Consider the following 22,606-nt stretch of genomic DNA (forward strand, 5'->3'; position numbering starts at 1 on the left):
GTAAGATGTTATTAATCATATGACATAGTTATTTTTTAAACTGTTTCTTCTTTCAAATAAAAATTTTTGTATTTACTCCACCACTCGTAGAAATTAATAAAGCATCAAGTTCAAAAACTCCCACTTTATTAATAAAAGCTATTTCTTAACTTCATAAAATTGTTATACACTAGAAAAATAAAAAACAAACTATTCGTTAGCAGGTGAAAGAATATGTATGATGTTACGATTATCGGCGCTGGAGTAAGTAGCATTTTTATGGCTTATTCACTAGCTAAAAGTAACAAAAAAGTTTTAATTCTTGATAAAGGTAAAGCGCTAGAAGATCGCCATTGTCCTTTAGACGAAGGAAAAGTGTGTAATTGTACTACATGTGATAAATATTTCGGGTTTGGTGGTTTAGGCAAATCTGAAGGGAAATTTAATTATACAAACGGATTTGGCGGAGAACTTGAGAAAAAAGTCGGTAAAGAGGGTTTTATACACCTCATGGCTGAAGTAGATGAAATTCTATGTCAGTTTGGTGGAAGTTCGGTTTCAAAATATTCTACTGAAAATTCAAGTCTCACTAAGAGAGCTGAAGCGTGTGGTTTACAAATGCTAACAACAGAAGTAAGACATCTTGGTACTACACTTTCCAGTAACATTTTTCAGCAGCTCTATGAATTTTTACTGACGAAAATAAAGATCCAATTTCATATAGATGTACAACATATTCTGAAACAGGAAGATCATTTTACAATAGATACAAATCAAGGAACAGTTCAAACTAAGCAACTAGTATTTGCAACTGGGCGCTCTGGGGCCGATTGGTTAAAAGAAATGTGCAGTTCCCTAAATATTTCTCAGGAGCAAACACGTGTAGATTTAGGAATTAGAGTAGAAATGAAAGAACATCAATTACGTTCTATATTAAAAGATACTTTTGAAACAAAACTTTCTTATCAAGGTGAGCATTTCACAGCAACTACTTACTGTATGAATCCAAAAGGACGCATCATTCGAAAGTACGAAGAAGGTTTAGTTATGCCTGACGGTCAAAATTTTCGAGAGCAAGGAACTGGCACTTCTAATTTAAATTTCACTTTATTTATTCCTCGCTATTTTCCAACTCTCAAAGAAGCAAATGTATACGCAAGTTCAATTATTAAAGGCATTAACCAAGGACGAGATCGGATTGTTATACAGCGCTTAGAGGACTTACTAAAGAAACAACCTACGGCGGAAAACAGCATGGAACATAGCCGTATACAGCCTACACTACAGGGGGATTATGGAGATTTGAATCAAGAAATTCCTCAATTATATATTGAAGGGCTCAAAGAATTTTTATTACGTTTAGAACAATTTATACAAGAACCTATTGATCAACATACTTTACTATATGGAATTGATGGAAAGTTCTATGCTCCTACGATAAAAATTAATAATCATTTTGAAACTAGTATACATGGGCTATTTTTAATTGGAGATTGTTCAGGCGTTACGCACTCATTATCTCAAGCAGCTGCAAGTGGTCTGTATGTTGGAAAGTACTTATCTGACATTTAATTTCTATCATTAAGATTCTAGTCAAATATTCCTAATTTCAAAACACTTTACTTATATAGTAAAAATATATTAATAAGCCCCCTATCCTTCCCGGCTAATGATTAACCGACAAAAAATCGGAATTTTACAAGATACATATGTAATATAACTACATATTTAAAACTGTTGGTATTCAATTCTAATAAATTGAATGTCAACAGTTTTAAAAGTCTCTATCCATTTTCACTTTCATTTGTTCGATATTTTGTAACATCATCATAGTGTTTAATATGGTAGGATGTCTATAAGTCAATTTCACTACAACTATGACTTGTTCTGCCCGTTTCTCAAAAAGAGTTATATTTATGCTACTACGCTTTAAAAATCCCCATTGTATGTATATGAATACTTCAAATTATTCCCTTTAGAAAACAGAGTCTAAATGGTTCATTACACTCTAATAGTTATAAAAACATAATATATAACTTCAGTTAAATAAATTGTATAAAGAAGGTGTAAAAATGAAGAATAAAATAAATTTACAAATGCAAAATATAAGCTTTGTTATAATAATGGCTTTAGCAGTATGGTTAAAAACATATCTTATTACGCGATTCAGTTTTGATTTAAAAATCGAGTCTTCAACGCAAGAGCTTATTTTGTTTATTAGTCCTCTAGCCGCATCATTAGCATTTGTTGGATTAGCATTATTTTCAACTGGTGAAAAGCGAAATTATATAGCGCTATGCATTAATTTCTTATTAACAATCGTACTCGTTGGAAATGTAATGTTCTATGATTTTTATAGTGATTTCGTTACATTACCAGTACTTGGACAAACCTCAAACTTTGGACAATTAGGCGGCAGTATTATAGAAATATTAAACTACAAAATTATACTCGCATTCGTAGACATTGTTTTCTTCTTTATTTTATTAAAAAAGAAATCATTGGTCTTTAAAACCGAACGTGTAACTCATTCTACACGCTTGTTATACTTTCTTTTAACAATTGGTGTATTCTTTGCGAATCTACATCTTGCAGAAAAAGAGCGCCCCGAATTATTAACGAGATCATTCGACCGAGTCATGCTTGTCAAAAATTTAGGCTTATATACTCACCAAGTATATGACTTAACACTGCACGTAAAAGCCGGTTCACAAAAAGCGCTTGCTGATAGTAGTAAATTACAAGAAACTGAAAACTACGTAAAAGCAAACCAAAGCGAGCCAAACCCTAATATGTTTGGTGTAGCGAAAGGAAAAAACGTAATTGTAGTCACTCTTGAATCCTTGCAAACCTTCTTAATAGGCGCATCAGTCAATGGGCAAGAAGTTACACCATTCCTAAATGAATTCATAAATGAAAGTTATTACTTTGATAACTTTTTCCATCAAACTGGTCAAGGGAAAACATCCGATTCTGAATTTCTAATCGATACGTCGTTGTATCCATTAAATCGAGGGGCTGTATTCTTCACACACGGTAACAATGATTATACTGCGACTCCAGAAATTTTACGTCAGCAAGGTTATTTCACTTCTGTATTCCATGCGAATAACGCAACATTTTGGAATCGTAATATCATGTACTCTGCTCTTGGTTATGATCGTTACTATAATGAGCTTGATTACAAAATTACACCAGAAACAAATTTAAATTGGGGATTAAAAGATATCGAATACTTTGATCAATCAGTAGATATATTAAAAACTGTTAATCAACCATTCTATGCTCGTTTCCTCACTTTAACAAACCATTATCCATTTACGTATGATGAAGATACAAAATTCATTGAACCATACAACTCTGGTAATGGCGTATTTGATCGTTACTTCGTAACAGCACGTTACTTAGACGAATCAATTAAAAAATTTATTGAACGTCTAAAGGCCGAGGGGCTTTACGATGATTCTATTATTGTGTTATACGGTGATCATTATGGTATTTCCGAAAAACATAATCGTGCAATGGCACAGTTTTTAGAAAAAGATCAAATAACAGAATTTGATACTTTAAATTTACAACGTACGCCTTTATATATTCATATTCCTGGACAAACAGAAGGTCAAACTATTTCAAAGCCTACGGGACAAATCGATATGAAACCTACTATTCTAAATTTATTAGGTATTGATTCTACGAATGATATTCGTTTTGGCCATGATATGTTTTCAGATGAATATACTGGCTTTGTTGTTTTACGTGATGGTAGCTTCGTTACAGATAAGTATGCATACAAAAACAACACTTTCTACGACCGTATAACAGGTGAAATTGTAGATTTACCAAAAAAAGAAGCTCAAGCCCTCATTAAACGTGCCCAAAATGAATTACGAATGTCTGACAAAATTATTGAAGGCGATTTATTACGCTTCTCAGAAAGCAATAAAATTAAAACTGGCGAAGTACAAACTAAAATTAAAGAAACAGAAAAATAATCTATATATGAAAAAGGGAGCAACTTATTACAGTTGCTCCCTTTTTCTTTTATTCTACGCTTGTTTCTAAAGCTACATCCGTATAGGTATTATCATTACCAATATTTAAAATTACTTCACATTGACGCAATCTCAATTCAAAGAGCATGATAGAATCATGATAGATTTCAGGATTTGATTTCATCTTATGTAATATCTCTTGTTTTTCTTGTATTTCTATATGCGTGTTTTCTACAGCTTGCTTTAAGGAGTTAAATGGATTCCTAAAGAATATATTAATATCTCGCTCTTGTGTGTTTTCAAACAGCTCAAATTGCAAGAAAAATTTCTTCATAATAGAAGCCGTTACCTCAGTATAATCTTCATTTTCTACATACTGTTTGTATTTGTTATATAGCATAGATTTATTTTTAGGAAGAACTCCAAATAATTTACCGGCACTTTTCAGTAAAAATTGTGCTGGCGTAAATCGACGTAAAATATTTACTTCATCCATTTGTATTCTAGTCGTCATCCTGTCAGTATCTCTGCGCCAGTCATCAAGCACTTTAAAGTCACATTCTAACTGTATTCTATTTTCTCCAAATAGTGAATTAAGCCCTTCACTAAGTTCTTCTAAATACGTTTGACTTTGAAGAAGCTCATTATTAGAAGTTGCAATCCAATTTTGCATAGAAAGAGCAAGATTAGGTAATACAGTTTGTTCTAAATATTTATGCACTCTTTCATTCATTGCTTTATTTAGTTCCGTATCCATGTGCCCGAAATCACTTTCTTCACTAATTAAATTAGAACAGCTCTTTAATATCTTCGGAATATTTTCAGTAAGATCATTTGTAATTTCAGTTTTCATTGAACGATATGATTGTGTAATGAGATGAATTTTTTCCCGCTCAAATGCAGTAAGGTTATTAATGCTACCGTTTAGTTTCACTAGCATATCTTCATTCCAATTAATAGCATCCACTAGATTGTTTTCTTTCTCAACACGTTTATCCAAAAGATATGTAATTGTTTTTCGAATGAAATATAATAACTTTTCAGTACGTTCTGCATCTATATGTTTATGATTAAAGTTAAAATGAATAAACTCAGTTAAATCATTTAATTGTTGACTACTTGTATATAACGAAGAATAAGGGAAAATTCTCGCATGCGGGAAATATGTGTTTATTCTCGTTGCCGTATCATGTAATACCCTTTTCACTTCTGCTTCACTGTAAATGTTATCGATTTTATTTAATAAGAAATGAATTTGTAAATTTGGCGTATGTTCTTGAATACTTAATAGAATGTCGCGTTCCTTATCAGTAAAAGGTGAATCCGCATTCAATACGAATAGTAATTCGTCTACAGAATTTAAATATTCGAATATCTCATCTCTAGTGTCGTTATTCCTATTAAAGCCAGGTGTCACTACAAATGTAAGTTTATTTTCATTTAAAAATCTGCATGGTAATTTAAATTCAACACACGCTCTATCTCTATATGTTTGATGGTGCTGAGACATCATATTATGGTAATCAGAGACATCTTCCGTTGTTGTAATTGCTGAGTCTGTTATAGCGTTTATTTCTATATGAGCATCATTTTTTAAAACTACTACATTTGAAATTGATTTTTCTAATATATTTTCTCCTAATATAGAGTTAATAAATGTAGTTTTTCCGTTTCCTGAAGTTCCCGTTACTAAAATACGATTTGTTCTTAAATCTGCGAGCTCGTCAACTAGCCATTTAAACCGGTGACCTATTTCTATATTGTGCTTTTGTGCCCATTGTGTAATAGATTCAAAAAGGTGTAAGCTGTACTCTAAGCCATTTACATGATTAATAGAATGTGACAGTAAGTTTTCCGCATGTTCTATATTTGCTGAATCTATTTTGGAAGGGAAAATCTCATCCCATGCCAATACAGCTGCAGATGGAAATACAGCATAAGATGGATTGACTACCTTTAACCAATTTGCTAACAGATTTGGTATGATATCGTTTAATTGTCTAAGCGTATATTGACCTTGAATTAATGCAAAGTACGTTTCTTCGTAAAGAGCAGAAACTTTGTTCCATATATCGGACGAATGTATTTCAATATGTAAGAAAAATTCATTTATTGTGTTAAGCCACAATAAGTAATTTTTTTCATTTTTATAACTGTTCCAGAGTGATGAAACCATTTGCGTAAATTGTACTTGATCTACATTATTTAATGTAGCTAATGCATCATAAAAATAGTCTGGTGAAATATGTTTAGTAAACCCTTTATCGATATATCCTTTTAACACCTCAAACCAAGGATACGATTCTATGCGAATTAACTCATTCACAGCAAGCTCTACTGCACTATCAAAATCTTGCTGTTCCTCATAAAAGGAACGGGCAATTTTTGTGACATTCGGATAATCAGGATTTAAAGAAACTGCTTCTTTAATAACACCGAAAGCTGAGTCAAAATTATTTTGCTCAATGTAAAGAGAAAGTAATTGTAGTCTAATTTCGGTCATCAATATTTTATTATCAGTGGTAATAGAAGTATAAATATTTTCAGCAAATGATAACTGATTAAGTTCGAAATAAGCATCCGCAATATTTTTTTGTGCCCATGGTGCTAATTCATTACTAACCTTCTCCCATTTAAAAATAGCTGCTTCAAAATCTTGATGACGATAATAAAATTCACCTTGTGCAAAACGAATATAAGACCCATCAGAAATCTCATTTTTTTCTTCGTTTACATAAGCTTGTCCAAGTACGTCAAGAGTTGGTTTTGTTTCATTCTCCATTAGGAATGTTTCATAATACATCTTTTTTATTAATTGTTTTTCTAATCTCATCTTTTCCCCCACTATATCTTGAAAATACATTTTTAAGATATGTCAATACTTTTTGTATGTATGCTTTTTATCTTAACAAAGAATATCTTTTGGAAAATTTCATTTTCCTTTCATTTTTCAAGTTAGATTGAATTTTTATGAGAAAAGTTTCAGTTTTTTTTCAATTCCCTTTCAGTTATGAAACAGCATTAAATGTTCCTAATAACCTAATAATACTATAATATTCCACATTATATTATCAGGAAAATCCCATATAAACCATATTATAAAAACAATCTATATTGAATTTATATACATAATTCACTGTGCTGTCAAACAAAAAAAAAACAATAAGAGCCAACAGCTATTCATACCATTTCTTTCTCAAATTGTTTTCCTTTAAAATGTTTCAGTAGTTATATAATTAAATTCCATTAACCTATATAAATAACTAGTCCAAAAAATATCTATATGCATATCATGTTATAGTAAAGAATTTAGGAGATCCTAAAAGGAGGCATTTTCATGTTTGAAGATAAATCTAAAATAAATTACCCATATGAATTTACTGAAACTACAACAGTTCCTCTAAAGAACCCCATTGACAAAAAATTCAAGAACGGGACAGGTACACATAACTTTCCAATTAAGAAGCACTATAAAGAGCAAGTTCTATACACTGAAAAAATCAATACTAATAAAAATAAATAATTGTATAGATCCTTATAACAATTAGCCAAATAAGAAGCAACATTTGGCCATGCATAGTTATTTGGTTAGTAATGTAGAAATCTTTATTATACAATTCATGCACCTTTTAAAAAGTGCTGTATACAGCGCTTTTTTATACATAGATAAATTTAAGCTAACGCAACCAAGAAATAAACTGCAAAATTACTTCACCATATTCTCGTCTAACAATTAAATCTACATATTAAAAGGGAGCAACAGTAAATGTTGCTCCCTTTTGAAATGTAATTTTATTCACTCTACATAACCCTCTTAAACATCTTCTCCAACTCATAAGTAGAATGATGCACAAGAATCGGTCTTCCGTGTGGGCATGTGTATGGGTTTGTTGTTGTACGAAGTTCTTCCAGTAAAGCAAATATTTGATCGTTCGTTAAATATTGATTTGCTTTAATGGATGCTTTACAGCTCATCATGATGGCAGCTTCTTCACGTAACTTTTTAATATCAACTTTTTTTAGTTTAACAACTTGCTCCATCATTTCATCGATGATTTCTGTTTCTTGTCCTTTCGGGAACCATGTTGGATGCGAGCGGACGATAAAGGATTGATGGCCGAATTGTTCTAAAAATAGCCCGACTTTTTTTAGTTCTTCTAACTGTTCTTCGACACGTAAAAATTCAGTAAGAGATAGATCAATACGGTACGGTACAAGTAACTCTTGTACTTCTTGCGCTACCCTTCCTACTTTATCACGGAAGTATTCATAATTAATACGTTCCTGCGCGGCATGCTGGTCAATCATATATAAGCCTTTATCATTTTGAGCGAAAATATATGTTCCATGCATTTGTCCAATTGGATAAAGCGGTGGTAAGTCATTCCCGTTCATTTCAATCTCTTTTATTTCCCGAACTTCTTCTTCTAATTCCTCTAGTTCAAAGTCCTCTTCATTACTGTCCCACGATTTCTCTTCTTGAATCGGTTCTTCGATTATCGGTTTAGTGGATGGTTGCCAACTTCGTTCTTCTCTCACGAGCGACTGTGGTGGTTGCCATTCTTGCTTCGGTGGTTGCCAAAGCTGCGCTGGCTGTTTCACAGTCTGCGGTTCTTCTTGTTTTGCATCCATGCCAGTCGGTAAAACGATGTCCGGCATAGATGGTTCTTTCGGCTTCGCATGCTCAAACTGGAACTGTTCTTGCACACTTTCGTCTTTTTCTTTTTTCTTTGTTGTTACACCTGCATCTGGAATAAGCTGTATTTTTTTAAATGCAGCTTGCAATGTTTCTTCAATCAGCTTTAGCAATTCTTGTTCTTTACTAAAACGAACCTCTAACTTCGCTGGATGTACGTTAACGTCAACTAGCATTGGATCCATTTCAATCGATAAGAAGCCAATTGGATACCGGCCGACTGGCAGTAATGTATGGTATCCTTGCTGAATTGCTTTCATTAGTACAAAGTTTCGAACGTAACGACCATTTACAATCGTTGACATATAATTACGAGATGCTCTCGTTACTTCTGGTAATGTTACATAGCCTTTAATTGTGAAATCTAAAGATTCGGCTTCAATTGGAACAAGCTTCTTCGCAACTTGAATGCTATAAATCGATGCAAGTACTTGTCTTACATCACCGTTTCCTGACGTATGAAGCAATTTCTTTTCATTATGAAACAGTTTTATCGATACTTCTGGATGTGACATTGCAATACGATACACGATATCTGTAATATTCCCGAGCTCCGTATGAATGGTTTTCATATATTTAAGACGCGCTGGTGTATTAAAGAATAAGTTTTGTACTGTAATATCTGTTCCTTTTCGGCTCGCAGTTTTCTCTTGCTTTATAATGTCTCCACCTTTAATGATGAGGTGTGTACCAGGCGCATCACCTGTGCTAGTAATTAATTCTAATTCACTAACAGAGGCAATACTCGGCAATGCCTCACCGCGGAAACCGAGTGTTCTTATGCGAAACAGATCGTTTTCATCTTTAATTTTACTCGTCGCATGGCGTTCAAAAGCGACGATACAGTCTTCTTCTGCAATACCATCACCGTTATCAATGATACGAATTTTCGATAACCCAGCTTCTTCTAAGTGGATTTCAATAGATGTACTATTCGCATCGATAGAATTTTCCACAAGTTCTTTTACGACTGAAGCAGGGCGCTCTACTACTTCCCCTGCCGCAATTAAGTTAGAGAGTTGGTCATCGAGTTTGCGAATTTTCCCCATCTACTTACTCATCCTTTCTTTAACTTCTTCTGTAAGCGATACAATTCGTTCATCGCTTCTAAAGGTGTCATATCAAGTAAATCAATTTTTTTAATTTGCGCAAGTACTGCGCTTTCTTTTTGATCAAGCACAGGCTTGTCTTGTTTTTTTGAACATTGGTCTCCTCCAAAGAAAGATAGTTGTGACTCTTCTTCAGTCTCTTCTTTCTTTTCTTGTATTTCTGCCGGTTCTTCTTTTACAACTACAGGTTCTGGAACAACTTCTTGTACCTTTACTTCTACACGCTTTGGAATAATAATTTCTTCCTGTCCTTCCAGTTGTGCTAACACTTCTTTCGCGCGGGCGATTAAGCTATCTGGAAGCTCTGCAAGTTGCGCAACGTGAATTCCGTAACTTTTATCAGCTGCTCCATCTTGAATTTTATGAAGGAATACTACTTTTCCATTCTCTTCAATTGCTGAAACGTGTACATTTTTCAGTTGATCTAAACTCTCTTCTAACACAGTCAATTCGTGATAATGCGTAGAGAATAACGTTTTTGCACCAATTTGGTCATGAATATGTTCAATGATTGCTTGTGCAAGTGCCATACCATCATACGTAGATGTACCTCGTCCAATTTCATCGAATAAAATTAAACTTCTTTCTGATGCGTTTGCAATTGCATTTTTCGCTTCTAACATTTCGACCATAAATGTACTTTGACCTGATATTAAATCATCCGCTGCACCAATTCTCGTAAAGATTTGATCAAATACAGGTAATACTGCTTCTGTTGCTGGTACGAAACAACCGATTTGCGACATAACAGTTACAAGTGCTAATTGTCTCATATACGTACTTTTACCAGACATGTTTGGTCCTGTAATTAAAAAGACATCCATCTTCTCTGGCATAATACAATCATTCGGTACATACAATTTCCCGTTCAATACTTTTTCAACGACAGGATGACGACCATCTTTAATAAAGATTTCACGCTTCGTTGTTAGTACAGGTTTTACAAACTGTTCTTCTTCACTAACTGTCGCAAAACTTTGCAGTACGTCTAATTCACTAATTACTTTTGCTAAATGTTGTAATTTCGGAATAAATACTTTTACTTCTTCACGAAGCGCTGTAAATAAATCGTATTCTAATTGTACAATTTTTTCTTCTGCTTCTAAAATTAACGTTTCTTTTTCTTTCAGTTCATCTGTAATGAAACGTTCAGCATTAGCAAGCGTTTGTTTTCGTTCGTAGCGGCCTTCTGGAAGTGCTGCAAGATTCGCCTTCGTCACTTCAATGTAGTAGCCGAAAATACGGTTGTACCCGATTTTTAACGATTTAACTCCTGTAATATCACGCTCTCGTTTTTCAAGCTCAGCGATCCACGTTTTTCCGTTTTTACTAACGTAACGATATTGATCAAGCTTGTCATTATAACCGTCTTTAATAATATCTCCATCTTTAATAGAAAGCGGTGGGTTTTCTTGAATACTTCTTCCTAGTAATTCAGTTAAGCTCTCACATGGATCCGCTCCTTGAATTAACCTTGCTGCATAAGCATTATCTAACAAACTAATCGCTTCTAAAATAGCTGGCACTTGAAGTAAAGATCGTCTTAACTGTAATAAGTCCCTTGCATTGACATTACCAAATGCAACTTTTCCTGCTAAACGTTCTAAATCATATACTTCTTTTAATTTTTCTTTTAAATCTTCACGTAAGAAGTAATCATTTACAAATGTTTCAACCATTTCTAAACGCTCTTCAACTTTTTCTTTCTGAATAAGTGGACGTTCCATCCACTGTTTTAACATACGACCACCCATAGCTGTTTTTGTTTTATCCAATAGCCATAATAATGATCCTGTTTTTTCTTTCGTTCGAAGTGTTTCTGTCAACTCTAAATTTCGCTTTGAATGCACATCAATTTTCATAAATTGATTCGTATAATAAATTTCTACAGGTTGTAAATGATCTAATGAACGTTTTTGCGTTCTTATCACATAGTTAAATAAGCGTCCAATTGCTTTAATTAACTTTGCTTGCGAAACATTTTTCACAAGATGTTCTAACCCTTCAGGAATTGCCGTTGCATCTTCATATGAAATTGTCATTTTTAACGTTTCAGTTAATTTATTTAATTCATCTTTAGAAAATGAAGAATCTACAACAATTTCTTTCGAACCAGTTGCATACACTTCCAATAAAATATCTTCTACTGAACCAGTTAACAATGTTACTGTATTTTGTCCAGTCGTTAAATCATTACAAGCTAAAGCATATGATCCATCTTCAAAATGTGTTAATGCGGCTAAGAAGTTGTTTTCTTTCTCATCAATTGTACGCCCTTCCATCATCGTTCCTGGCGTAATTAGTTGTACTACTTCACGGCGCACTACACCTTTAGCTGTTTTTGGATCTTCCACTTGCTCACAAACAGCAACTTTATATCCTTTTTCAACAAGTTGTTCAATATAGTTTTTAGCTGCATGATGGGGTACACCGCACATCGGTATACGATCACTACTGCCACCATCTCGGCTCGTTAATGTAATCTCAAGCTCATGAGCTGCTTTAACGGCATCTTCAAAGAACATTTCATAAAAATCGCCTAATCGGAAAAATAAAAAGGCATCTTGATAGTCTGCCTTAACCTTTAAATATTGCTGTATCATAGGGGTATATTGCGTCATACTTTTCCTCCATAATTCTTACATAGTAATCAATTTTCATATATGTCACATTTCACGGACATCCATATCTCCTATTTCAGGAGTCTATCTTCATTATAACATATTTCATAAAGAATCATGTTCATTCAGCCCCACTTATATAAAGTAAAAAGCTAGGAAGAACTTCTCCCTAGCTTTCTATTACTCTTCTTCTGCATCAACGATAAAGTTCGGATCTAATTCTTCAAATTCATCATCAGCAATTTGGAAATCATCATCTGATTCTACGCAGCCTTCAGGATTTACACTTACACAAATTTTCGTTTCTCCAACTACTTCTGTTACAAATTCACGTTCTACAGTTACAACAATTTTATTACCGTTTGGTGATACAAGCGCTTCTAAACAATTTGGTGGCTGAATAACACGAGCAATAATTTCTAAATCGTCACCAGAAAAGTTTTTATCACGATAACCAATGCTTACTTCGTCCGTGTAGTTCACGCGTTCTGTTACAACTTCAGTCTTTGTATTTCCATCAAATGAATACCAAGTGTTCACATCATAGAAACCTTCAATTTCCACATGCTTCCCATTTTTTCTTGCTTCGTACGAGTGGTTAATTACCCAGCACCCTAAAATACTTGTTGGTTCATTATTCGATTCACATGTATGCGTTGACTTTGTATACTTACGTCCTTTTCCAACCACTGCTTTTGTAATAATCTCTCTAAATTCGGACATTCGTAACCCTCCTCAATCACTATTCACTTAATCATATGCGTGACAATAGCGGAATGTGTCATTCTTTTTTTGAGAAGAGCTTACGTTTAATCAACTAAAAAAAAGAGATGTCAATATGACATCTCTTTAACAACCACAATTTCCTTTTTTACTTTCTACCGCTGCACCAGTTTCACCCTTAAGTACATCGCCACCAGTTGAAATTAGTATTTCATCTGTTACGTTGTTAGAAATTGTACTAGCAACTAACTGTAATAAGTCATTTACGTATGTTTGTGAAGATTTAAATTCTTGTACGACTGGAATACTGTCTAACTTATCTTGCAATGCATCAATTTCAGCTTCTACCTTTTTTAAAGCTTCCCATTTCCCGTAATGTTGCAAGTTTACTGCTTGTTTTTGCAGTGCTTTAATTTCATCGATTGCGCGCTTTACATTTTCATTTTTATGAATTTGCGCCTCTGCTTTCTTAAAAAAATCAACTTCTTCTGTTTCAGAAATCATTTTTGCTAATTCTTTCGCTTGTTCAACAATTTCATCTTTCGAATATGCTTTCATCAATTATTTCACCTCAATCGGCTCTTCAACTAATTCCCCGTTAAGAGACCAAGTTTTTGCTTCCGTTACTTTTACTTTCACAAGCTGACCAATTAAAGATTTTGAAGCGACGAAGTTTACAAGTTTATTCGTACGAGTATAACCTGCAAGTACTTCCGGATTATTTTTACTTTCCCCATCAACTAACACTTCTACAATTTGACCTTTGTAACGACTATTCTTTTCAATTGCCAACGTATTTACTAGTGTATTTAAGCGTTGAAGACGTTCTTTCTTCACTTCCATTGGTACATTATCTTTCATTTTTGCAGCTGGTGTACCTTCGCGAGGAGAATAAATAAATGTAAAGGCAGTATCAAATCCTACTTCACGATATAACGACATCGTTTCTTCAAATTGCTCATCTGTTTCATTTGGGAAACCAACGATAATATCTGTTGTTAATACTGCATCTGGAATTGCTTCTTTAATTTTTCTTACAAGTTCTAAATAATGCTCACGCGAATATTTACGCGCCATAATTTTCAACATCTCTGTACTTCCAGATTGAACTGGTAAATGGATATGTTCTACTAGGTTGCCACCTTTGCCAAGCACTTCAATTAAGTGATCATCGAAATCACGTGGATGACTCGTTGTAAAACGAATACGGGCAATATCAACTTTACGGAGCTCGTCCATTAAATCGCCAAGACCGTATTTTACATCTTCAAAGTCTTTACCATATGCATTTACGTTTTGTCCAAGTAACGTAATTTCTTTATAACCATTTGCAGCTAAATGACGAATCTCTTGGATAATATCTTCTGGACGTCTACTTCGCTCTTTTCCTCGTGTATACGGTACAATACAATACGTACAGAACTTATCACAGCCATACATAATATTTACCCAAGCTTTAATATCACCACGACGTACTTTCGGAAGGTTTTCAATTACGTCGCCTTCCTTTGACCAAACTTCAACTACCGTTTCCTTCGAGAACATCGCATCTTTTAGAATGTACGGTAATCTATGAATATTATGCGTTCCAAACACCATATCTACATGCTGATTTTTTTGCATAATTTTATTTACAACAGATTCTTCTTGAGACATACAACCACATACACCAATTAAAAGGTCCGGATTTCTTCGTTTTAGTGACTTTAAATGGCCCAGTTCACCAAACACTTTATTTTCAGCATTTTCACGAATGGCACAAGTGTTTAATAAAACTACATCTGCATCCTCAGTTGAAAAAGTTGGTTCATATCCAAGTGTTGTGAAAATACCTGCCATTACTTCCGTATCATGCTCATTCATTTGACAACCATATGTACGAATATAGAACTTTCGGCCTGTACCAAAATTGCGAAACTCTTCAGGTAAGCCAAAATCCCGTTCAATTTTAACTTCTTCTTTCCCGCGCTTTTTCGCATCCTTTAAGGAAGGTGGTTGATATACACTTTCAAAGTATTTACTATAATCTTTCTCTTCTTTTTTCGTAGAGGAATTTGCTTGTTGACTTGCTAATCGTTGTTGCTCGTTCATCGGTAATCTCCTTTCACCCTTAACTATACACACTCTATAGTCCATTTTAATGCGCTTAGACTCACCTCAAAAATGGTTAGATAGCTTGGAGATAACTTGTCCTTTGAAACTTGAGTAATCAATCTAATCATTCATAAGAATGTAGTCTTCCCCACGCAAATAGACATTCCCTTTTTATCATTTCTTGTTGTCCTACCCAAAAGCATATTGCTTTATCCCTATAAACATTACCATAGTATGACGTGTTTCGCCAATTTTAACAATCCAGAGGCCCTTTATTATCTTACATTTCATAAGCAATGAACTTGCCATTTTCATACAACGATTTACATATTATTTTACCATTCTGAATTTTCTAAGTAAATAAAACTACCCTATATTTTTTGCACATAAAAAAGGTTACCAAATCGGCAACCTCCTCTTCTTACATTACATAAATTCAGCAACAAGCTCATCAAACATTTTCTGATCCATATTTAAATCAGATTTCACTAAAGGCTCTTCACTATAGCCTTTAACAAGTTCTTGATATGATGGTTGCTTAGTATTTTGATAAATCAAACCTGTTACTAAACCGTTATTTTCCATTAACGTTTGCATAGCCATCATGCGATTAGATGGATCATATCCCTCTACTGTGCTTAGTTTCGTTAAGTTCTCTTTAAACCAATCGTAAGTATTTACTTTATTATAAGTAACACATGGACTGAATACGTTAATTAATGAAAATCCTTTATGGTTAATACCAGCTTCAATAATTTGTGTTAATTCTTTTAAATCACTCGAAAAGCTTTGCGCCACAAATGTCGCACCAGCTGTTAAAGCCATTTCCATTACATTTAGTGATGGTTCAATTGAACCTTGTGGTGTGCTTTTCGTTTTAAATCCCGCTTCACTACGTGGTGAAGTTTGCCCTTTTGTTAACCCGTAAATTTGGTTATCCATTACGATGTACGTAATGTCGATATTACGACGAATAGAATGGATTGTATGTCCCATACCAATCGCAAATCCATCACCGTCACCACCTGAAGCGATAACTGTTAAATCACGATTTGCCATTTTCACACCTTGTGCAATTGGAAGGGCACGACCATGAATACTATGCACACCATATGAATTAATATAACCTGAAATACGGCCTGAACAGCCGATACCAGAAATAACAGCAAGTTCATCTGGATTTAAGCCAACGTTAGCTGCTGCACGTTGAATTGCAGCTTGCACTGAGAAGTCTCCGCAACCTGGGCACCAGTTTGGCTTTACACTGTTACGAAAGTCCTTAAATGTTGCCATTTAATACAACCCCTTTTTTGCATTCGTTGTAAATCTCTTTCGGCAAGAATGGGTTTCCATCATATTTTAAAAGACTAGAAATTTTCTCACCATTACCAAGATTCATTTTCATAATGTTAGCAAGCTGACCTGTTGCATTGTTTTCTACTACTACAACACGCTTCGCCTTTTTCACAAGTGGATCGATTTCAGCTGTTGGGAACGGGTGAATTAAACGCACATGAGCATGGTTTACTTTCATACCCTCTTGTTCTAAACGCGTCATTGCCTCTTCGATCGCACCACGAGTTGAGTTAAATCCAACAAGCAATACATCTGCTTCTTCATGCTTAACATTTTTATAAACAGGGGTATTAAACTTCAAGTTCTCCATTTTACGGAAACGTTTGTCCATTTGATCTTTACGGTTTATTGCTGATTCCGATGGCTTTCCAGTTTCATCATGTTCTACACCTGTAACATGGTGAACACCATTTTTCATACCAGGTAAAACACGCGGCGAAACGCCGTCTTCAGTTACTTCATAACGCTTGAAGTATGCTTTATTTTCACGTTCTGGTAATTCTGCTTCTAAATCAAGCTTACCACGACGGATTTCCACTTTATCTAATTTAAGTGGTTCTACTGTTTGTTTTCCTAACGAAAGCTGTAAATCTGTTAAGAAAATAACAGGAACTTGATATTCTTCAGATAAGTTAAATGCTTCTACAATGTCATAGAAAGCTTCTTCAACTGTACTTGGCGCCATTACGATTTTTGGAATTTCACCATGCGTACCGTAAATCATCGCCATTAAGTCAGACTGTTCTTGTTTCGTTGGTAATCCCGTACTTGGACCACCACGTTGTGTATCAACAATTACTAATGGGGTTTCTGTAATACCTGCTAAACCGATTGCTTCCATCATTAATGACAGACCAGGACCAGCAGATGCAGTTAATGTACGAACACCAGCATAGTTTGCGCCAATTGCCATTGTACAAGCTGCAATTTCATCCTCAGTTTGGATTACTGTTCCGCCGACTTTCGGTAATTTTTTAATTAAGTATTCCATAATTTCTGATGCAGGTGTGATTGGGTATGCTGACATAAAACGAGCACCACCAGCTACCGCACCAAATGCGATTGCATCGTTTCCAATCATAAACATGCGTTTTTTACCATCAGCTTTTTCAAGCTGCATCATGTTTACTTTCTCACCTAGTAATTCTTTCATATATTGAGAGCCGCGTTTAATTGCGTCCATATTCTTTTGAACGACTTGCTCTCCTTTACGACCAAAGATTTCTTCAACAACATCTAAATAAGCTGTTTCGTCTAATCCTAATACTGCACTTGATGCTCCAACAGCAACCATGTTTTTCATTAATGATGTGCCTAATTCTGAAGCAATATCTGTAAACGGTATCACATATAGATTTACATCTGTATTGTCGGGTATTGTTGGATTAAATTTCGCATCCGCAACTACAATTCCACCTGGACGTAGTTCGTGGAAGTTAAAATCAATTGTTTCTTGGTCAAAAGCAATTAAAATATCTAAATCATCTGAGATCGCGCGTACTTCTGTTGTACTTACACGAATTTTATTATTTGTATGGCCGCCTTTTATACGTGATGAGAAGTGGCGGTAACCGTATAGGTAATATCCTAATCGGTTTAATGCAATACAGAAGATTTCTCCTGTACTTTCAATTCCTTCACCTTGTTGGCCTCCAACTTTCCATGAAAGTTGACTAATCATCTCCTACACCCCTTTTGGCTGCATTCATTGTAGTGTATTTTTTTACAGTAATAGTTTAGCATTTTTTATGCAAATAAACTACAACGGACGCAAATTATGCCTCTTCTGATTTCCCTGAATCTTTAGTATAAAGCTATTTTGTTTTTCATTCTAGTATTAGGTCTTAAAAAAAGCAATAAAATCAAATGAATTAATTTTAATTTTTCTGAATTTTAAACCACAAACTTAAAAACTCATATGTTCAACAAAATTATCATATAAAAATCTTTCTACAGTAGATGCAGCATAGTATTTATAAAGCTCATTCATGACATTTTCATAATCTCCATAGGCAGATACATTGACAACCGTATCTACAATCCCATCAAAATCTGAACCAAACCCTATATTGTTTTCTCCACCTAGCGAGCAAATATATTCGATATGTTTTATGATATCAGTTATATTTGCTTGCCTTTCACTTGTTAGAAACTGCGGTACAAAAGTGACACCAATTACGCTATTTCTCTTTATAAGCGCTTTAATTTGCTCGTCATTTAAATTGCGAGGATGCTCGCACAGTTTATAACAATTTGAGTGGGATGCAATTGGGTTATTCGCAATTTCTATCACATCCCAAAAACTTCTCTCATTTAAATGTGATAGATCCGTCCATAGGCCCAAAGTATTTAGCTCGTGTACAACTTGTCTACCAAAAGTAGTTAAACCTGCTCCACGTGTCTCTAGCGCCCCATCAGCTAACAAATTCGCATAGTTCCATGTTAATCCGAAAGAACGTACACCTAACCGATAAAACAAACGTAATTTCATCGCTTCTTTACCAATTGCTTCGCACCCTTCTAACGTTAATAGCGCGCCAACCTCGTCCTGTTTTAATCTATTTATATCCTCTTTCGTTCGGATAAATCTCACACCTGATAGCGATAAAATTTCATTATAAAAAATATCTATCATTTGTAATGCCGCTTCAAATCGTTTTTCATACGCCACTGTTTCTGGCACATATACAGCAAAACATTGTATACTTCCTTTTCTTTCTTTTAACTGTTCAAATGTAATATGTAATTGTGAATCATCGTTAAAATTCCTTTTCCCTTGTGCACTCCATAACTGAAGAAGCACGTCACAATGAGCATCAAAAATTTTCATTTTCATTCCTCCATTATAAAAACAACCTGTTTGCATACTGCAAACAGGTTGTTTAAAACTTAACGAGGTTCTACAATTAATTTTATTGCTGTACGCTCTTCGCCATCAATCATAATATCTGTAAACGCTGGGATACAAATCAGGTCCAAACCACTAGGCGCTACAAATCCTCTTGCGATTGCTACTGCCTTTACCGCTTGGTTCAATGCACCTGCACCAATAGCTTGAATTTCTGCTGTTCCGCGTTCGCGAATAACACCTGCAAGTGCACCAGCTACAGAATTAGGGACCGACGTTGCTTTAACTTTTAATATTTCCATTCCGCGTTTCCTCCTCGTTTCTTTAAAAAGTATTAGCAATTATTTCACTTTAACTTATATTCACGAGGAATGGCGCGTATTCCTGCTAAATTTTCGTAATTTTTCTAAAAAATTAAAATATAATAACTTATCTAAAATTTAACAGAAATTTACTCAAAAAATGGTTGATCGTCATTAATTAAAATGCGCTCAATTTTCTTTGCTTTTCCTGTATTTGGATCCACATCAATTAACACTGCACTTAATTGCGTTCTACCACTTGTTACTTCAAATCGTACTGGTAAGTTTGTTAAAAACTTCTTCAATACTGCTTCTCTGTCCATACCTAATATTCCGTCATATGGCCCTGTCATCCCAACATCTGTAATATATGCCGTTCCGCTTGGTAAAATACGGTTATCTGCTGTAGGGACATGCGTATGCGTACCTACTACTGCTGTAGCACGCCCATCTACATACCAACCTAGCGCTTGTTTTTCACTTGTAGTCTCCGCATGGAAATCAACAAAGATAATATTCGTACGTTTTTTCGCAATATTAATTAATTCATCCACTTTACGGAATGGACAATCAATCGGAGGAAGGAAAGTACGTCCTTGTAAGTTAATAACTGCAACTTCTGTTCCATTACAGTTCACAAAGATAAGTCCTTTTCCTGGAGTTCCTTCTGGGAAGTTAGCTGGTCTTGCAAGATATTTTGCATCATCGATGAATTCAAATACTTCACGATTATCCCAAGCGTGGTTTCCAAGTGTAACTGCTTGCGCCCCACATTCTAAAAAGTTTCGATATATTTTTTCTGTAATCCCACGGCCACCTGCTGCGTTTTCTCCATTAATGATTGTTACTGTAGGTGTATATTTTTTCTTTAATGCCGGTACGTATTGTTGAATCATACCTCTACCAGGAGATCCTACTACATCCCCAACAAATAATATTCTCATATGTCTTACCCTTTCTATGTACTGCATTTTTTATTGCTATAGCATCAAGTAAATTCCTTATAATATGTTTATTATAAGTTTGTTTCACTTTTATGCTGTATAACTAACTGTCTTTATTTTATCCAATTCCAACACAAAAAAATAAAGTGGTGTTTCACCACTTTATTTTGCGTATTCCACTGCACGTGTTTCACGAATAACAGTTACTTTAATATGTCCTGGGTAATCCAGTTCATTTTCAATACGTTTTCGGATATCACGAGCTAAACGATGAGCTTCTAAGTCATCGATTGTATCTGGTTTTACCAAAATACGAACTTCACGTCCTGCTTGAATTGCAAATGATTTTTCAACGCCTTCATAAGACTCTGAAATCTCTTCTAACTTTTCAAGACGACGAATATAGTTTTCAAGTGTTTCACTACGAGCTCCCGGTCTTGCAGCTGATAAAGCATCTGCTGCTGCAACTAAAACTGCAATGATAGAAGTTGGTTCTGTGTCACCATGGTGAGATGCGATACTGTTTATAACTACAGGATGCTCTTTATATTTCGTTGCGAGTTCAACACCAATTTCAACGTGGCTACCTTCTACTTCATGGTCAATCGCTTTTCCGATATCATGTAATAGACCAGCACGTCTTGCTAGTTTTTCATCCTCGCCAAGCTCTGCTGCCATAAGTCCAGTTAAATATGCAACTTCCATAGAGTGTTTTAAGACGTTTTGTCCATAACTTGTACGGTATTTTAAACGACCTAAAATTTTAATTAAATCTGGGTGTAATCCGTGAACACCCACTTCAAACGTTGTTTGCTCTCCGACTTCGCGAATATACTCGTCCACTTCACGTCTTGATTTTTCGACCATCTCTTCAATACGCGCTGGGTGAATACGTCCGTCCTGTACTAGTTTATCAAGAGCGATACGAGCTGTTTCACGACGAATTGGATCGAATCCAGAAAGGATTACCGCCTCTGGTGTATCATCGATAATTAAGTCAATACCCGTTAACGTTTCTAACGTACGAATATTACGACCTTCACGCCCGATAATACGTCCCTTCATTTCGTCATTTGGAAGATTTACAACCGAAACGGTTGTTTCAGCAACATGATCAGCTGCACATCTTTGCATTGCAAGAGATAAAATCTCTTTTGCTTTCTTATCCGCTTCTTCTTTCGCGCGAACTTCACTTTCTTTTACCATAACAGCGATTTCATGAGAAACTTCATTTTCTACTTTACCAAGAATAATTGCTTTCGCTTGTTCGCGTGTCAGATTGGAAATGCGCTCTAATTCTGTTTGTTGCTTTTGAACTAACTCTCCCACTTTGCTTTCCAACTCTTCAATCTGTTGTTGTCTCGCTACAAGAGAATCCTCTTTCTTCTCTAACTGCTGCTCGCGTTTATCGAGCGTTTCGTCTTTACGATCAAGGTTCTCTTCTTTTTGCATTAAACGATTTTCTTGTTTTTGTAATTCGCTTCTACGGTCACGAATTTCTAATTCAGCTTCTGTACGAAGTGTATGAATTTCATCCTTTGCTTCTAAAAGCGCTTCTTTCTTAAGTGCTTCAGCCTCACGATTCGCTTCGTCTAGAATACGTTTCGCTTCATTAGCCGCACCATTAATCTTCGCTTCAGCAATAGACTTTCGAACAAAAAAGCCAACAACTGCACCGACTGTTGTTGCAAGCAAAATGGAGATGAGTATCCAAACTGTACTACTCATGATTTCACCTCCCCTTGCTATGAATGAAAAAAGACTGTCGGCATGTACATTAAATTACAACATACAGCAAAGACCGTCGTCCCGCTTTTTTAAGGGACTTTCTTCATTTCACAATTAAAATGTCATATTATTATTTCGGTAAGTTTTAAACCTTACTCCGAATATTACTTCTCTTCTTGAGAAGAGTATATCGTATATAAGAAAAAATATACAT

At 34.9% G+C, this 22,606-nt stretch carries 15 protein-coding genes; 3 read left to right on the forward strand and 12 right to left on the reverse strand.

The window, feature by feature from the left end; genetic code table 11:
• Positions 1-213: 213 nt before the first annotated feature.
• Together ACTJJY_RS08835 and ACTJJY_RS08840 are read left to right on the forward strand one after the other, a co-directional pair.
• Positions 214-1,551: an NAD(P)/FAD-dependent oxidoreductase gene (locus ACTJJY_RS08835; protein WP_440605386.1), complete on the forward strand. Its 1,338-nt coding sequence runs from the start codon at positions 214-216 to the stop codon at positions 1,549-1,551.
• A gap of 500 nt (positions 1,552-2,051) precedes the next feature.
• The gene (locus ACTJJY_RS08840; protein WP_440605387.1) at positions 2,052-3,971 is read left to right on the forward strand and encodes an LTA synthase family protein; all 1,920 of its coding nucleotides are present in this window, start codon (positions 2,052-2,054) and stop codon (positions 3,969-3,971) included.
• 49 nt (positions 3,972-4,020) lie between these two features.
• Here the strand turns inward: ACTJJY_RS08840 and ACTJJY_RS08845 are convergent, their stop codons facing one another.
• Complete coding sequence (locus ACTJJY_RS08845) at positions 4,021-6,804, reverse strand: dynamin family protein (RefSeq protein WP_200458030.1); 2,784 nt, start codon at positions 6,802-6,804, stop codon at positions 4,021-4,023.
• A 504-nt stretch (positions 6,805-7,308) separates the two neighbouring features.
• Between ACTJJY_RS08845 and ACTJJY_RS08850 the strand changes: the two genes are divergently transcribed.
• The gene (locus ACTJJY_RS08850; RefSeq protein ID WP_089171654.1) at positions 7,309-7,494 is read left to right on the forward strand and encodes a hypothetical protein; all 186 of its coding nucleotides are present in this window, start codon (positions 7,309-7,311) and stop codon (positions 7,492-7,494) included.
• Positions 7,495-7,772: 278 nt separating this feature from the next.
• Here ACTJJY_RS08850 and mutL read toward each other — a convergent pair whose 3' ends face one another.
• The 11 genes from mutL to rny all read right to left on the reverse strand — a co-directional run bounded on the left by mutL (position 7,773) and on the right by rny (position 22,392).
• Positions 7,773-9,716: a DNA mismatch repair endonuclease MutL gene (gene mutL / locus ACTJJY_RS08855; protein ID WP_440605388.1), complete on the reverse strand. Its 1,944-nt coding sequence runs from the start codon at positions 9,714-9,716 to the stop codon at positions 7,773-7,775.
• Between the two features lie 8 nt (positions 9,717-9,724).
• On the reverse strand, positions 9,725-12,397 hold the full coding sequence (mutS, locus tag ACTJJY_RS08860) for a DNA mismatch repair protein MutS (protein WP_440605389.1): 2,673 nt from the start codon (positions 12,395-12,397) through the stop codon (positions 9,725-9,727).
• Between the two features lie 180 nt (positions 12,398-12,577).
• Complete coding sequence (gene cotE, locus ACTJJY_RS08865; RefSeq protein ID WP_001288799.1) at positions 12,578-13,120, reverse strand: outer spore coat protein CotE; 543 nt, start codon at positions 13,118-13,120, stop codon at positions 12,578-12,580.
• A 126-nt stretch (positions 13,121-13,246) separates the two neighbouring features.
• Positions 13,247-13,678 (reverse strand): RicAFT regulatory complex protein RicA family protein, encoded by a 432-nt coding sequence (locus tag ACTJJY_RS08870; protein WP_000649387.1) that lies wholly within the window; start codon positions 13,676-13,678, stop codon positions 13,247-13,249.
• Positions 13,679-13,681: 3 nt separating this feature from the next.
• On the reverse strand, positions 13,682-15,211 hold the full coding sequence (gene miaB / locus ACTJJY_RS08875) for a tRNA (N6-isopentenyl adenosine(37)-C2)-methylthiotransferase MiaB (RefSeq protein ID WP_078400453.1): 1,530 nt from the start codon (positions 15,209-15,211) through the stop codon (positions 13,682-13,684).
• Positions 15,212-15,640: 429 nt separating this feature from the next.
• The gene (locus ACTJJY_RS08880; RefSeq protein WP_000190155.1) at positions 15,641-16,507 is read right to left on the reverse strand and encodes a 2-oxoacid:ferredoxin oxidoreductase subunit beta; all 867 of its coding nucleotides are present in this window, start codon (positions 16,505-16,507) and stop codon (positions 15,641-15,643) included.
• Positions 16,494-18,251 (reverse strand): 2-oxoacid:acceptor oxidoreductase subunit alpha, encoded by a 1,758-nt coding sequence (locus ACTJJY_RS08885; RefSeq protein ID WP_000625417.1) that lies wholly within the window; start codon positions 18,249-18,251, stop codon positions 16,494-16,496. Before ACTJJY_RS08885 ends, ACTJJY_RS08880 begins: the two co-directional genes overlap by 14 nt.
• A gap of 225 nt (positions 18,252-18,476) precedes the next feature.
• Positions 18,477-19,436 carry a dipeptidase gene (locus ACTJJY_RS08890; protein WP_440605390.1) on the reverse strand — a complete coding sequence of 320 codons (960 nt, stop codon included), beginning with the start codon at positions 19,434-19,436 and terminating at the stop codon, positions 18,477-18,479.
• 23 nt (positions 19,437-19,459) lie between these two features.
• A complete protein-coding gene (spoVS, locus tag ACTJJY_RS08895) occupies positions 19,460-19,720 on the reverse strand; it encodes a stage V sporulation protein SpoVS (RefSeq protein ID WP_000404341.1) in 261 nt (86 codons plus the stop codon).
• A 149-nt stretch (positions 19,721-19,869) separates the two neighbouring features.
• Positions 19,870-20,664, reverse strand: a complete 795-nt coding sequence (locus ACTJJY_RS08900) for a TIGR00282 family metallophosphoesterase (RefSeq protein ID WP_001221097.1) — start codon at positions 20,662-20,664, stop codon at positions 19,870-19,872.
• A gap of 162 nt (positions 20,665-20,826) precedes the next feature.
• Positions 20,827-22,392: a ribonuclease Y gene (gene rny / locus ACTJJY_RS08905; RefSeq protein WP_000099769.1), complete on the reverse strand. Its 1,566-nt coding sequence runs from the start codon at positions 22,390-22,392 to the stop codon at positions 20,827-20,829.
• Between the last annotated feature and the right edge of the window lie 214 nt (positions 22,393-22,606).

This window comes from Bacillus sp. 22475 (assembly GCF_052044835.1).
GTDB lineage: Bacteria > Bacillota > Bacilli > Bacillales > Bacillaceae_G > Bacillus_A > Bacillus_A cereus.